General features: G+C 72.5%; 12 protein-coding genes. 8 read left to right on the top strand and 4 right to left on the bottom strand.

Annotated elements, in window-relative coordinates:
* Positions 1 to 108: 108 nt before the first annotated feature.
* The 7 genes from WMF11_RS23680 to bioB all read left to right on the top strand — a co-directional run bounded on the left by WMF11_RS23680 (position 109) and on the right by bioB (position 6,421).
* Positions 109 to 825 carry a MotA/TolQ/ExbB proton channel family protein gene (locus WMF11_RS23680; RefSeq protein ID WP_437554963.1) on the top strand — a complete coding sequence of 239 codons (717 nt, stop codon included), beginning with the start codon at positions 109 to 111 and terminating at the stop codon, positions 823 to 825.
* 111 nt (positions 826 to 936) lie between these two features.
* Positions 937 to 1,353, top strand: coding sequence for an ExbD/TolR family protein (locus WMF11_RS23675; RefSeq protein WP_437554962.1), 417 nt, complete (start codon positions 937 to 939; stop codon positions 1,351 to 1,353).
* Between the two features lie 5 nt (positions 1,354 to 1,358).
* Positions 1,359 to 1,805 (top strand): ExbD/TolR family protein, encoded by a 447-nt coding sequence (locus WMF11_RS23670; RefSeq protein ID WP_437910699.1) that lies wholly within the window; start codon positions 1,359 to 1,361, stop codon positions 1,803 to 1,805.
* A gap of 179 nt (positions 1,806 to 1,984) precedes the next feature.
* Positions 1,985 to 3,370 (top strand): phosphomethylpyrimidine synthase ThiC, encoded by a 1,386-nt coding sequence (thiC, locus tag WMF11_RS23665; RefSeq protein WP_437911013.1) that lies wholly within the window; start codon positions 1,985 to 1,987, stop codon positions 3,368 to 3,370.
* Entirely contained in the window at positions 3,367 to 4,065 is a 699-nt protein-coding gene (locus tag WMF11_RS23660) for a thiamine biosynthesis protein (protein WP_437979017.1), read from the top strand. The genes thiC and WMF11_RS23660 overlap by 4 nt, the downstream gene beginning before the upstream one ends.
* 122 nt (positions 4,066 to 4,187) lie before the next feature.
* Positions 4,188 to 5,240 (top strand): type IV pilus twitching motility protein PilT, encoded by a 1,053-nt coding sequence (locus WMF11_RS23655; RefSeq protein ID WP_437979016.1) that lies wholly within the window; start codon positions 4,188 to 4,190, stop codon positions 5,238 to 5,240.
* A 131-nt stretch (positions 5,241 to 5,371) separates the two neighbouring features.
* Positions 5,372 to 6,421, top strand: a complete 1,050-nt coding sequence (gene bioB, locus WMF11_RS23650; RefSeq protein ID WP_437979015.1) for a biotin synthase BioB — start codon at positions 5,372 to 5,374, stop codon at positions 6,419 to 6,421.
* Here the strand turns inward: bioB and WMF11_RS23645 are convergent.
* The 4 genes from WMF11_RS23645 to WMF11_RS23630 form a co-directional block, all read right to left on the bottom strand.
* Positions 6,363 to 8,117 carry a mechanosensitive ion channel family protein gene (locus WMF11_RS23645; RefSeq protein ID WP_437979014.1) on the bottom strand — a complete coding sequence of 585 codons (1,755 nt, stop codon included), beginning with the start codon at positions 8,115 to 8,117 and terminating at the stop codon, positions 6,363 to 6,365. The two genes, bioB and WMF11_RS23645, sit on opposite strands and share 59 nt — an antisense overlap.
* A gap of 203 nt (positions 8,118 to 8,320) precedes the next feature.
* The gene (locus tag WMF11_RS23640) at positions 8,321 to 9,511 is read right to left on the bottom strand and encodes an HRDC domain-containing protein (protein ID WP_437979335.1); all 1,191 of its coding nucleotides are present in this window, start codon (positions 9,509 to 9,511) and stop codon (positions 8,321 to 8,323) included.
* Between the two features lie 17 nt (positions 9,512 to 9,528).
* The gene (locus WMF11_RS23635) at positions 9,529 to 10,518 is read right to left on the bottom strand and encodes a matrixin family metalloprotease (RefSeq protein WP_437979013.1); all 990 of its coding nucleotides are present in this window, start codon (positions 10,516 to 10,518) and stop codon (positions 9,529 to 9,531) included.
* On the bottom strand, positions 10,505 to 11,203 hold the full coding sequence (locus WMF11_RS23630) for a hypothetical protein (RefSeq protein ID WP_437910693.1): 699 nt from the start codon (positions 11,201 to 11,203) through the stop codon (positions 10,505 to 10,507). Before WMF11_RS23630 ends, WMF11_RS23635 begins: the two co-directional genes overlap by 14 nt.
* A 123-nt stretch (positions 11,204 to 11,326) precedes the next feature.
* On the opposite strand from WMF11_RS23630, the gene WMF11_RS23625 reads away from it, so the two are divergent.
* Positions 11,327 to 12,109, top strand: coding sequence for a thiazole synthase (locus WMF11_RS23625; protein ID WP_437554954.1), 783 nt, complete (start codon positions 11,327 to 11,329; stop codon positions 12,107 to 12,109).
* Positions 12,110 to 12,313: the final 204 nt, after the last annotated feature.

The following is a 12,313-nucleotide window of genomic DNA, read 5'->3' as shown; positions in this document are numbered from 1 at the left end:
AGTAGGTCCGCGCCGTGGTACTGCCGAGTCCGCTCCAGCGTCCAGAGTCGCTGTTTCAGCATAGCCAGATCCATCACGCCACATGGGGCGCCGGGGAGGCGCGAGACGATGCAATTCACGTTGATCGAGCTGTGGGGCCACATGGGGCTCTTCGCGAAGCTGATTGTCTTCGCGCTGGCCATCATGTCCGTTGCGTCGCTGATCGTCCTGGGCGAGCGCATCGTCGTGTCGTTCCTGTCGCGCGCCGCCTCCCGCGCGTTCGCGGCGCGGGTCGGGCCGATGCTCGCCCGAGGCGAGCTCGAGGGGGCCTGGACCGCCGCGCAGCCGGGCGGGGAGAGCGGCTATCTCGGGCGCGTCATCGGCGCCGGGCTCGCCGCTTATGCCTCGAGCACGCCGTCGCGGCTGCCTGCGCAGGGGCACGAGCGCGACGGCGTGTTCGAGTCGGTCTCGCGGGCGCTCGAGCGGCAGGCGCAGCGCGAGGTGCTCAGCCTGAAGCGAGGTTATGGCCTGCTCGCCACGGTCGGATCCACGGCGCCGTTCGTCGGGCTGCTCGGGACGGTCATGGGCATCGTGACGGCGTTCCAGCAGATGGCGGCCGCTGGCACCAGCGGCCTCGGCACCGTCTCGGCGGGTATCGCCGAGGCGCTCATCACGACCGCCTTCGGGCTGATCGTCGCGATCCCGGCCGTCATGGGCTACAACTATCTCCAGGGTTGGATCGAAGCCCGGGCGATCGACATCTCGGAGTCGTCGAACGAGCTCCTCGACGTCGTGGCGAAGCGGCTCGACGGGCGCCTCGCGCCGGCCGCCGAAGAGGCTGCTTGACAGGGGACCCGCGCGACACCGCGCGCGCCTCTCCGCGGAGCGCGGCGCCCGGCGCCTCACGCCCGCGGCGCGGCGGGCGGTGACGCGCCCAGCAGGGAAGCGAGCGTTCCGATGGGGATGGGTGTCGGCCCGCAGAGGGGCCCCAAGAGCGAGATCAACGTCACGCCGCTCGTCGACGTCGTCCTCGTCCTGCTCATCATCTTCATGGTCGTCACGCCGATGCTCCAGCGCGGCAAGGACGTGAAGCTGCCGCAGGCCGCGAAGGTGGACGAGGAGAAGAAGGAGGTGGACCCGCTGATCCTCTCCGTGACGCTGGAGAAGACGGTGTGGGTCGAGAACGACAGATACGATGACGCCGGGCTCGCCGAGCGGCTCTCGCGCGAGTTCGCGGCGCAGCCGGGGCGCAAGGTGCTCGTCAAGGGGGACCAGCGCCTCTCGTTCGGCGACGTCCGCAGGGTGATGGAGACGGCGCGCAAGTCGGGCGCGAAGAGCGTCTCGCTGGCGGTCGAGGAGCTGAAGGGGAGATAGCGGCGATGAGCGCGAAGAGGAAGTTCGTCATCAAGCCGGCGGTGCCCCTGAACTCCGACATCAACGTGACGCCGCTCGTCGACGTCGTGCTGGTGCTGCTCATCATCTTCATGGTCGTGACGCCGCTGCTCGAGAAGGACATCGGCGTGCGCGTGCCGGACACCGAGCAGGTCAAGCAGGACACCCCGCCGCCGCCCGACCAGCTCGTCGTCCGGGTGAGCGCGCAGGGCGAGCTGCGGGTGAACGACGAGCCGGTCGAGCGCGCCGAGCTCGTGGGCAAGCTCAGGCCGCTGCTCGAGCGCTACAGCAGGCCTCAGGACAGGATCGTCTTCGTCGTCGCCGACGACGGCGCCGTCTACGGCACCGTCGTGGAGGTGCTCGACGGCGCGAAGGCCGCCGGCGCCCAGACGCTCGGCATGATGACCGAGCTCCCCGAAGCGCCGCCTCCCTGACAGCGGCGCGCGCGTGGACAGCGGCGCGCTCGCGGCGAGCGCTGGGCGAGCGCTGGGCGAGCGCTGGTGGAGGCGCGTTCTCTCGCCGACTCTAGGTCGGGCGGCCAGGCGCGACGCGGCGCTTGCGTCGCGCGCGGTCGCGACCTAAACCGCCCACCTCGAAAGCGAGGTCGTCGATGTTGCGGTCCGAATGGGTGAGCAAGCGCGCCGGGAGCCCGAACCAGAGCCAGATGCACTTCGCGAGGAAGGGCGTCGTCACGGAGGAGATGGAGTACGTCGCCCGCCGTGAGAAGCTCTCGCCCGAGCTCATCCGCAGCGAGGTCGCGCGCGGCCGGATGATCATCCCCGCGAACAAGAACCACCTGAACCTCGAGCCGATGTGCATCGGCATCGCGTCGCTCTGCAAGGTGAACGCGAACATCGGCAACAGCCAGACCACGAGCGACGTGAGCGGCGAGCTGGAGAAGCTGCGCTACGCCGTCAAGTACGGCGCAGACACGGTGATGGACCTGTCGACCGGGGGCGACATCGACGGCATCCGCCGCGCGATCATCGCGGACTCCCCTGTGCCGATCGGGACGGTGCCGATCTACCAGGCGCTCGAGGCGTGCAAGGGCACCGCCAAGATGACGGCCGCGGACCTCATCGACATGCTCGAGCACCAGGCGAAGCAGGGGGTCGATTACTTCACGATCCACGCGGGCGTGCTGCTCGAGCACCTGCCGCTCGTGAAGGGCCGGATCACCGGCATCGTCTCGCGCGGCGGCTCGATCATGGCGCAGTGGATGATCGAGCACCACAAGCAGAACCCGTTCTACACCCACTGGGACAAGGTGCTCGAGGTCTGCGCCAAGTACGACGTCACGATCTCGGCGGGCGACGGCCTCCGCCCCGGCTGCCTCCACGACGCCAGCGACGCGGCCCAGTTCGCCGAGCTGAAGACGCTCGGCGAGCTCACGAAGCGCGCCTGGGAGAAGGACGTGCAGGTGATGATCGAGGGCCCCGGGCACGTGCCGTTCGACCAGATCGCGATGAACGTGCAGAAGGAGATGGAGCTCTGTCACGAGGCGCCGTTCTACGTGCTCGGCCCGCTCGTCACCGACTTCGCGCCTGGTTATGACCACATCACGAGCTGCATCGGCGCCACGATGGCCGGCTTCGCGGGCGCCGCGATGCTCTGCTACGTGACGCCGAAGGAGCACCTCGGCCTGCCGAACCCCGAGGACGTCAAGCAGGGCCTCATCGCCTACAAGATCGCGGCCCACGCCGCGGACGTGGCGCGGAAGCGCCCGGGCGCGCGGGATCGCGACGACGCGCTGAGCCGCGCCCGCTACGCCTTCGACTGGAAGCAGCAGTTCGCGCTCTCGCTCGATCCGGAGACGGCCCAGGCGATGCACGACGAGACGCTCCCCCAGGAGTACTTCAAGACCTCGGAGTTCTGCTCGATGTGCGGGCCGAAGTTCTGCTCGATGCACATCAACCGGGTGGTCGACGAGTACAACGCGCGGCAGGAGCCCGAGAACGCGCCCACGAAGCGGTCGCTCTCGATCCTCGATCAGCCGTGAAGCAGGGGAGGGGCCGCGAGGGCGTCCGCCGCGCGCGGCGGAGGGGGCCTGTCGCGGCGCGCCTCGCGCTCGTCGCGCCCCTCGCGCTCGTCCTGCTCGCGCCCCTCGGCTGTCGCCGCGAGCAGGGGAGCGCCCCTCGCGACGCTGCGTCGCCCGCCTCGGCCGCCGCCTCGCCCTCCCTGGCGCCGCGCCCGCCGAGCCCTCGGCTCGCCGATCCCCGCTGGCGCCTCGCCGCGGGGGACGACCCGCTGGACTGCGCCCGGCTGGCCGAGGCCGAGGGCGCCTCCGGCCTCCTCGCCGCGCTCGACGACGGCGGCGACATCGCGCTCACGGCCCTGCGGGCGCTGCCGTACGCCGATGACGCCGACCTGGCGCTCGGGCCGCTCGCCGAGCGCGCCCGCGCGGCGTCCGGGCCGTCGCTCCCGCCGCTGCTCGAGGCGCTCCTCGGGATCGCCGGGCGGCCGCCGCGCCCGCGCGAGCCGCTCGACCCGGACGGGGCGCGCGGCGCGGCCGCGGCCCTGGTCGAGCTGGCGGGCCGGCGCGACCTCCCCTCGGACCAGCGCGCGCTCGCGATCTCGGCGGCGCGCGCGCTCGCCGAGCGGGGGCTCGTCGATCCTCTCCGTATTCCGGCAGATCTGGATCCCGAGGGCTCCGTCGCGGGCGCCGCGGGAGGCCCGGCGGCGCGGCGTCCCTGACGTCCCGCGCGGCGGTCCCGGGCCGCGCGGCCGTCCCGCGCGGCGGCGCGGCGCCTGTGGGCTTTCGGTTCGTGCAGCCGCGCTTTGGGCCGGTCGGGTTCCAATTTGGTACCTTGCCCCCCGTGACGACGCCGTACACCTCCGAGGCCTTCCTCCATCAGCTCCTCGGCAAGGCGCTTGCCGCCCACGCCAGCGACATCCACCTCAAGGTCGGTCAGCCGCCGGGCGCGCGGGTGCGCGGCGACATGGTCTACTTCCGCGTCGACAGGATCCGGCCCGAGGACAGCGAGGCCGCCGCGCGGGTGCTGCTCGCCGGGCGCCCTTCGCGCGAGCTGCTCGCCACGCTCCAGGAGCTCGACGCCGCGTACGTCGTCCCGGGCCTCGGCCGGTTTCGCGTGAACATCTATCGCCAGCGCGGCTCGCTCGCGATCATCCTGCGGAGCATCCCGCTCAAGATCCCGACGTTCGAGGAGCTGGGCGTGCCCTCGGCGGTCCGGGCGATGGTGGAGCACGATCACGGCCTCGTCCTCGTCGCGGGCACGGCCGGCAGCGGCAAGAGCACGACCCTCGCCGCGTTCGTCGGGCACATCAACGCGACCGTGCCGCGCCACATCGTCACCCTGGAGGATCCGATCGAGCACGTGCACGAGGACAACCGCTCCAGCGTGAGCCAGCGCGAGATCGGCGTCGACACCGCGGATTTCCCGACCGCGCTGCGCTCCGCGCTGCGGCAGGACCCGGACGTCGTGCTCATCAGCGCGCTCCGCGACGGCGAGTCGCTCGATCTCGCGCTCCACGCCGCGGAGACCGGGCACCTGGTGCTCGCGGCGGTCAGCTCGGCGGACGTCACGCGCGCGCTCGGGCGGCTGATCGCGCTCGGCAAGAGCCCGAGCGAGGTGCGCGACCGGCTGGCCGACTGTCTCCAGGGCATCGTCGCGCAGCGCCTGCTCCCTCGCCGCGACGGCGCGGGGGAGGTCCTCGCCGCCGAGGTGCTCGTCGGGACGGCCGCGGTGCGCGAGGCGATCCGCCGGCCGGAGGGGAGCCCGTCGCTGCGCGAGCTGATGGAGAAGGGGGTCACGCCGTACGGCATGCAGACCTTCGACGCGCACCTCAGGCAGCTCGTCGCGCAGGGGACCATCGCCAAGGAGACGGCGAAGGCGGTGACGACGCTCTAGAGGCGTCAATCGGGCCAAGACCGCCAGAACAGAGCAGAATCTCGGACCGCGAACCCGCTAGGCAGCCAGGAAATCCCTCCCTGTCGCGCCTTGCTTGCGGCGGCGCCTCAAGCCCGGCTATGAGCGAGCCCATGCTCGAAGGGATCGAACGAGAGGCGGCGGAGCACAGGAATGGATGCGGCGGCCCGGCCGGGCACGCCCCGTCGGCGGGCGCGCCCCGCCACGACTGGACCGTCCAGCAGGCGGTCGCCCTGCACGACCTCCCGCTCTTCGAGCTGATCGACCGCGCCCGCGCGGTCCACCGCGCGTTCCACGGCGAGCACGAGGTCCAGCTCTGCACCCTGCTCAGCGTCAAGACGGGCGGCTGCCCCGAGGACTGCGCCTACTGCCCGCAGTCGAGCCACTACGAGACCGAGGTCGGGCCGGAGCGCATGCTCGACGTCGGCGCGGTCCTCGCCGCCGCGGAGCGCGCCCGCGACGGCGGCTCGACGCGGTTCTGCATGGGCGCCGCGTGGCGCGAGGTGAAGGACGGCCCCGCCTTCGAGCGCGTCCTCGACATGGTGCGCGGCGTGAAGGCCCTCGGCCTCGAGGCGTGCTGCACGCTCGGCATGCTCACCGACGACCAGGCGCGCCGCCTGAAGGAGGCCGGCCTCGACGCCTACAACCACAACCTCGACACCTCGCGGAAGGCCTACAAATCCATCATCTCGACGCGCACGTACGACGAGCGGCTCGTCACCCTGCGCAACGTCCGGCGGGCGGGCATCACCGTCTGCTCGGGCGGCATCATCGGCATGGGCGAGTCGATCGCCGACCGCTGCGAGATGCTCGTCGAGCTCGCGCGCCTCGACCCCCACCCGGAGAGCGTGCCCATCAACGCCCTCGTGCGCTCGCCGGGGACGCCGCTCGAGAGCCTCCCGCCGGTCGATCCGATCGAGTTCGTCCGGATGATCGCGGTCGCGCGGGTCATGATGCCGCGCGCGATGGTGCGCCTGTCCGCGGGGCGGACGGAGCTCTCGCGCGAGACGCAGCTGCTCTGCATGTACGCGGGGGCGAACTCGATCTTCTACGGAGACAGGCTGCTCACCACGCCGAACCCCGGTGAGGACGAGGACCGCGCGCTCATCGAGAAGGCGGGGCTTCAGCCGATGGCGCCCGCCGCGGCGCGCGCTGCCCGTTAGCCGGACCTCCCGCCGCGGCCCGCTCCGGCTGCGGGAGCTCCCCTCCGCGCGGCGCGACGTGCAGCGTATGCGTCGGGTACGCGAGCCTCGACCCGGCCATGTCGATGATCTGAAGGAAGGTGATCAACATCGCCTGCCGGAACTCCCGGAACTCCCCGAAGTCGGTCGTCTGGAACCAGGCCATCACCTCGACGTCGAGCGACGAGGGGCCGACGCCGATGAAGCGCACAACGACGTCCTCGGTCCAGATCTTCGGGTGCTCCCGCAGCGCGCGCTCGCACTCTTCCACGATGGCGCGGAGCTGCTCGGGCGACGTGTCGCGATCGAGCCCCAGCACGCAGGCGAGGCGGATCCTGTCGCGCGCCGTGAACGACTCGATCTGGAGGTCGGCCAGCTTGCCGTTCGGGATCGTGACGACGGTCCGATCGAGCGTGCGGATCCGCGTCGAGCGGAGCCCGATGCTCTCGACGGTGCCGAGGAGCGCGTCCACCTTCACGAAGTCGCCGACCTGGAACGGCCGGTCGATGCCGATCGCGACCGAGCCGAAGAGGTTCTCCACCGTCTTCTGCGCGGCGAGGGCCAGCGCGACGCCGCCGATGCCGAGGCCGGCGATGAGGCTCGCCACAGGGTAGCCGAGCTCCGAGAGCACGGCGATCACGCCGATGATCACGATCGAGACCTTCGCGATCCGCCCCATGAGCGGCACGAGCGAGCGCGCCGCGGGGTTGTCGCGCGTCGCGGGGGCGGCGAGCAGGCGGCCGCCGACGGCGTCGATCGTGCGCAGGGCGAACCAGAACACGGCGACGAAGACGCCGGCGCGCAGCACCTTGTCGAGGAACTCCTCGGCCGGCAGGTAGAGCCCGAGCCACGGGAGCGCGGCCGTGATCACGAGGAGCGCCGCCGCGAACGTGAACGGACCGCGCGCCGCGAGGAGCACCGCGTTGAGCGTGGACTCCGTCTGCGCGATGACGCGGCGGAGCACGGCGCGGACGAGGTAGCTCAGCACCGCGCCGACGAGCCAGCCGACCAGCGCGAGGACCGGCAGCGCGAGCCACTGCCACCAGAGCAGCTCGCGCGGGCCGGGGCGCAGGAGCGCCGGCGGCAGGTGATCGCGGAGCCAGCGATCTTCGAGCCGCGCGTACCACTCGTCGACGCGCTCCACCGTGGCGCGCGAGAAGATCCAGCGCACGCCGTCGGGCGTCGTGCGCCGCACGAGGCGCACCGGCTGGGACCCCGTCCGCGTCGGGATCTTGCCGAGCTGCTCCACGCTGGCCCCGAGGTTGTCCTGCGTGTCCCCCTGCGGCTGCGGCGAGAGCGTCTCCACGTCCAGCCAGAGGTGCCGATCGAGCACCGCCTTGAGCTTCTGCGCGAGCTCCGCGCCGTTCGCCCTCGGCGGCACGTCCAGGTAGCGCGCGGCCTCGGCGTAGTCGCCCGCGCGGCACAGCTCGACGAAGCTGCGCATGGAGGCTCGAGGCGAGTCGGGCGCGACCGGGGTCGCCTCCGGCTCCGGGCCGACCTCGGCGCTCGCCGCGGGCGGCGACGACGGCGGGGGCGGCGGAGGGGACAGCTCTCCGGCGCTCGCTCCCAGAAGGGCGCACCCGAACACGAGCGCGAAGGCGAACGCGGCGCGGAGCCACATCGCCGGCGGCCAGAGGCGGAGCCTCCTCGGCGCCTTGGGGTGATCGGTCGAGGGCATGGGCCCTGCTATTCCATCGCCCGGCGGCTCTGTCGACCGGGCGGCGCGCGCGCCACGTGCGCTCGCTCGCAGCGGGCTCCACGTGTCGGAGATCGCGCAGGGGATCGCGGATGCGCGGAACCGACCTACGGAACCGAGGGAACCGACGCGCGGCCGACACGCGGAGCCGACGCGCGGCCGACACGCGGAGCCGACGCGCGGCGCTACCTCGCGGCGGCTGGCGGCTCGCCCGGCCGCGCCGCGGCTACGAGCGCCGCGAGCGCGCGGCCGTAACGCGCGAGCCGTCCCGCGCCGAGCCCCGGGATGCGCGCGATCGCGGCGGCGATCGCCTCGTCCCCGGCGTGGCCCTCCGCCAGCGCGATCTCCGCGAGCTCCTGCGCGCAGTGACCGGGCAGCACGACCTGATCGTCCACCTTCCGCGCCTTCGCCTCGGCCCTGCGCCACGCCGCGATCCGGGTCTCCACCGCGCGCCGCGCGGCGAGCTCCTTCCTGGGCGGGCGGGCTTGCTGGAAGAGGGCGCGCTCGTCCTCGGGCACGTCGCCGTCGCTGCGCCCCTGCTCGACCGCGCGGAGCCACGCCGCGACGCACCCGGCCGCGCGGCCCGCCGCGGCCCCGCGGATCGCGCGCACGTCGTCTGCGCTGGCAGGCCTCCGCTGCGCGAGCTCGAGCAGCACCTCGCTGGCGACGATCTTGAAAGAGGGCACGTCGGCCCCCTCGGCGGCGGCCTCGCGCGCCGCCACGAGCCGCCGCAGGATCGCCCGGCCCTGCGGATCGAGCGCCTGGGCCCCCTTGATGCGCGCGTAGGCGGGCCGCGGATCGCGCGGCGGCCCGAGGGCGGTCGCGAGCTTGTAGGCGCACTCCTCCTCGATCTCCTCGTCGATCCCGAGGGCGCGGCTGCGCTCCGCGAGCCGCGCGCGGAGCGAGAGCAGGTGGCGCACGTCGTCGGCCAGGTAGCGCAGCTCGGCCTCCTCGATCGGCCTGCGCCCCCAGTCGTGCTGCTGGAGCTGCTTGTCGACCTTCACGTCGAGCTCCGACAGGAGCAGCGCGGCGAGCCCCGTCGCCGCGCACCCCAGCATGCGCGCGGCGACCGAGGTGTCGTGCGCGCCAGCGAGCGGCGCGCCCGCCTCGGCGAGCATGCGCGCGTCGAAGGTGAGGTCGTGCAGCACCTTGGGCGGGCCCGCGGCCCCGAGGAGCCGCGCGAGCGGCGCGACAGGCACGCGGAGCGCGTCGACGACCCCGACCGCGATGTCGTCCCCCTCGCGAAAGGCGAGCTGGACGGTGCAGAGCCGCGGCCGGTACGCGAACAACCCGTTGGCCTCCACGTCGACCGCGAGCGCGTCGGCGCGGCCGGCGCGCTCGACCAGCCGGGCGAGCTCGCCTTCGCGCTCGACCAGGACGGGAGGGCTCTGGCTCAGCAGGCCTCCTCCCGGCCCGCCCGCGCTGCCGCGCCGCGCCTCGCCCGCGCGGCCACGCCGACCAGCGCGAGCGCGGCGAGGACGAGCCCTCCGCCGCGCCCGCCCTGGCCAGCGTTGCCGCGCGGGGCCGCGGCGCAGCCGTCCGACTCGTTCACCTCGGGCTGATCCGCGGCGCACAGGGCAGAGAAGCCGTGGCGCGGCGTGGGGTCGCAGCCCTTGATCGGCTCCCCGGGCGGGTACACCGCGCAGATCCCGTCGCGGTCGTCCTGGGAAAGGTCGCGGAGCGAAGAGCGGTAGTTGGCGAACATGGTCGCGTCGTGCTCGATCGAGTGCGAGAGCCCGAGGAAATGGCCGGCCTCGTGGGTGGCGATGCTCAGGAGGTCGAACGAGACGCCGTCGGCTCCCTGGGAGAGCGACAACGAGTTGATCTCCATGTCCGCGTCGTAGATCTCGCCGGTCTTGAGGTGGTAGGTGACGGTCGTGAGCGCGAGGGTGTTCCCGCTGTCGACGTACGGCCACCCGTCGTCCCGGAACATGACGATGTTCGCGTTCGCCTTGCGCTTGTTGTACTCGTGCGCGTCGCACGCGACCGGCCCCAGGTAGGTGACCTCCATGCGCGGGGTCTGCCCGTCGCCGCAGTCGGCCTCCGTCCACGCGGCGAACGCCTGCTCGAAGATCGCCTCCGCCTCCTGGAGCGACACCTGGACCGAGGCGTCCTCCTGGAGGGAGTAGCTCACGCACGGCGAAGGCCAGGCGAGCGGGGTGCCGCAGTCGTTGCCCTGCGGCGGCGTGCAGACCGCCGCGGTCTCCGCCTTCCCCGACGCTGTCTCCTCCGGCGGACAGACGCTCGTGCGGCAGAAGGCCAGGGCGTCCCCGGGGTAGGCGAGCGCCGCGGCGACGAGCGCGCTGCAGGCTGCGGCGATGGCGTGGGCGCGCGCGGGGCGGCGCGCGCCAGCGGGGCGCGGCGCGAGGTCACTTCTGCGCATGCTTCGCCTTCCATGCCTGGTTCACCGTGTCGATCGCCGCGTCGATCGCCGCGCCGACGAGCTGCTCGCGGGCCGAGATGGCGGGGCCCGGCCGGGGCAGGACGGTCCCGCTGTCGGGGCTCGCGGCCAGCCGCCGCACGGCGATGCGCCGCGCGCCGGCCCCGCCGGCGACCCTCGGCTTGTCCTCGCCGTCGACGACGGGGTAGTGGCCCTGGGCCATCCCGGAGACGACCAGGGCCGAGCCCACCTTGGAGACGAAGACCATCGCCTGCGCGCCGATCGCGAGCTGCGCGTCGCCCGACACGTGCTGTCCGACGTCCCCGACCACGCCCCCGAGCGTCCTGACCCAGACCTCGCCGTCGGGCTGTCCGGCCACGGTCCGGTCGATCGACAGGCGGGTGTAGGTGACGATCCTCCGGGCCCCGCCGAGCTCTTCCCACTGGCTGCGCTGCTCGATCGCCGTCGCGACCACGACGTACGAGGCCGCGGCGACGAGCTCGTCCAGCGAGAGCTGAATGGCCACGGCCGCATGCGCCGCGCGCGGACCGGACAGGAGCGCGCCGCGGCTCACCCCGGCGCGTTCCTGGCCGGCCTGCGCATGGCTGTCCGCTGTCGGCAGGGGCGTGAGCGTGAGCGCTGGAGGCAACGCGACGAGGAGGGCTATGCCAAGAGCTCTGGGAGACATGGGCGCAAAGATACCATGCTGCCGAGCGAGGCGCGCCGGAAGCGCCGGTTTTCGTCGACGCGCTGGACCCTGTGTCCCGGTCCGACTAGCAGATCGTCTGGGTCGAGACCCGAGGAGCCTGCGATGACGAGCGACGCGTTGACGATCGGCAAATACACGTTCACTTCCCGCCTCTTCGTGGGGACGGGCAAGTACAAGGACCTGGATGAGACCCGTCGCGCGCTCGAAGCGTCCGGCGCGGAGGTCGTCACGGTGGCCCTCCGCCGCGTCAATCTGAAGGAGCGGGGCGAGGGGTCGATGATGTCGCTGCTCCAGCAGGGACGCGTCACGATCCTGCCGAACACGGCCGGTTGCTATACCGTCGAGGACGCGGTCCGCACCTGCCGGCTCGCGCGCGAGCTCGGTCTGTCCGAGCTCGTGAAGCTCGAAGTCATCGGCGATGAACGGACGCTGTTCCCGGACAACGAGGCGACGCTCGAGGCGGCGCGGATCCTGGTGAAGGAGGGCTTCACGGTGCTGCCCTACTGCATGGATGACCCGATCGTCTGTCGTAAGCTGGAAGACATCGGGTGCGCGGCCGTGATGCCCCTGGCGGCGCCGATCGGCAGCGGGCTCGGCATCCGCAACCCGTACAACCTGATGATCATCCGAGAGACGGCGAAGGTGCCGGTGATCGTGGACGCGGGAGTCGGGACAGCGAGCGACGCCGCGGTGGCGATGGAGCTCGGGTGTGATGGGGTATTGATGAACACGGCCATCGCGGGCGCGCGGGACCCGATCTTGATGGCGCAGGCGATGAAGGACGCGGTGAGGGCCGGTCGGATGGCGTATCTCGCGGGGCGGATGCCGAAGAAGCTCTATGCGACGGCGTCATCGCCGGAGCAGGGCAAGATCGCCGCGCTGTAGCGCGGCGCTGCGGGTGTGGCCCCGCACCTCGATCCCCGCGCGCTCGCGTTCCCGGCATATTCCACCGATGCGGGAGGCGCTCGCGGGCGCGATGAGGGATGATGAACGAGCAAGTCCGACGTCCAGCACGGCGCTGCTGCGGCGCCGCCAAGTCAAGCGAACAGCATCCGCATGTCATGATACGCTCACTTACCTGAGCCAAAA

It is taken from the genome of Sorangium sp. So ce295, assembly GCF_051527405.1.
In the GTDB taxonomy this organism is placed as follows: domain Bacteria; phylum Myxococcota_A; class Polyangia; order Polyangiales; family Polyangiaceae; genus Sorangium; species Sorangium cellulosum_B.
This window is presented reverse-complemented; position numbering and strand designations above follow the sequence as displayed.

Excerpts from the sequence above, each read along its gene's own strand:
- WMF11_RS23645 (WP_437979014.1), bottom strand. The coding sequence starts at position 8,117 with ATGCCCTCGACCGATCACCCCAAGGCGCCGAGGAGGCTCCGCCTCTGG.
- WMF11_RS23675 (WP_437554962.1), top strand. The coding sequence starts at position 937 with ATGGGGATGGGTGTCGGCCCGCAGAGGGGCCCCAAGAGCGAGATCAAC.
- WMF11_RS23635 (WP_437979013.1), bottom strand. The coding sequence starts at position 10,518 with ATGCGCAGAAGTGACCTCGCGCCGCGCCCCGCTGGCGCGCGCCGCCCC.
- WMF11_RS23670 (WP_437910699.1), top strand. The coding sequence starts at position 1,359 with ATGAGCGCGAAGAGGAAGTTCGTCATCAAGCCGGCGGTGCCCCTGAAC.
- WMF11_RS23625 (WP_437554954.1), top strand. The coding sequence starts at position 11,327 with ATGACGAGCGACGCGTTGACGATCGGCAAATACACGTTCACTTCCCGC.
- WMF11_RS23630 (WP_437910693.1), bottom strand. The coding sequence starts at position 11,203 with ATGTCTCCCAGAGCTCTTGGCATAGCCCTCCTCGTCGCGTTGCCTCCA.
- WMF11_RS23680 (WP_437554963.1), top strand. The coding sequence starts at position 109 with ATGCAATTCACGTTGATCGAGCTGTGGGGCCACATGGGGCTCTTCGCG.
- bioB (WP_437979015.1), top strand. The coding sequence starts at position 5,372 with ATGCTCGAAGGGATCGAACGAGAGGCGGCGGAGCACAGGAATGGATGC.